We start from the raw sequence: 893 nt of genomic DNA, 5'->3' as shown, positions 1-893 counted from the left end.
GTATTCCGCTATCGTTTCTGTTCTGTCCGCAAACCTCATATTCTCTAAAGCGTACTGATACCGATGATCAAAATAAATCATGGCATAATCACTAGCAGCCTGTGATAGACCAACTTGTCTCAACTGATCATGAACCAGTCCCCAAATATAATCTCTGTCGTATCTTGTGACTCGGTCTACTTTACGTTGAAAATTGTCATTGTCATTTTTCTTACTTGTTTGACTTTCTTTCTCCTCCTCGTCCTCAATGACTGACTCACTCTCTTTAGTTTCACTCATATTAGTCTCACTAACTTCAGTCTCACTAGTGGCTGATTTTAAGACTAGCCCCGGCTGATTTTGACACCCCCCTAGTGTTTTTTGAACACTACCCCCGTCTGAATTTGAGACTGGGGTAGGTTCATGTTCTAACTCCCCCAAATAAATCTTATTGGCCAAGCGTCCTTTTTCACTGGAAGACTGTTGGACTTCATCTATCAAACCATACTCTCGTAAGGTTTTCTTGATAGCAAGTAACTTAGATTTGGAACAGCCAAGTAGTGCCATGAGTTTGGAGTTGGAATAGACCAAATAAATAGCCCCATCCTCATCTATCCACCCTCTACTTAATGACAATTCCAAACGGTCTTTTAGAACAGCATAAGCAACCTTCACCTCGAGTTTCATGTCCTTATAGCGATCACTCTCAAACAAGAGTTTTGGGAGCTTATAGTAACGCTCTGACGTTTGATAGTGATTTGCGGTGATACGTTTCATGATTGTCCCTCCAACACTAATAAACCGATATTTCCTAACTCATCAAATTGAATGAGTCCGTTCTCCTCCATTTCAGCAACTATCCGCTTCGCTTTATTGATATCGATTCTCATGATAGCCATGAGATGACACATCAC

1 protein-coding gene is annotated in these 893 nt (G+C 40.9%); it reads right to left on the bottom strand.

Annotated elements, in window-relative coordinates; translation table 11 throughout:
• Nucleotides 1-756: replication initiator protein A (locus ACPC58_RS11630; RefSeq protein ID WP_434066033.1), on the bottom strand; the 756-nt coding region annotated here is incomplete at its 3' end.
• Nucleotides 757-893: the final 137 nt, after the last annotated feature.

The organism is Streptococcus sp. VTCC 12905 (assembly GCF_049893385.1).
Taxonomy (GTDB): domain Bacteria; phylum Bacillota; class Bacilli; order Lactobacillales; family Streptococcaceae; genus Streptococcus; species Streptococcus suis_AA.
Note: the sequence above shows the minus strand (reverse complement) of the source record. Positions and strands in the feature narration are given on the sequence as shown.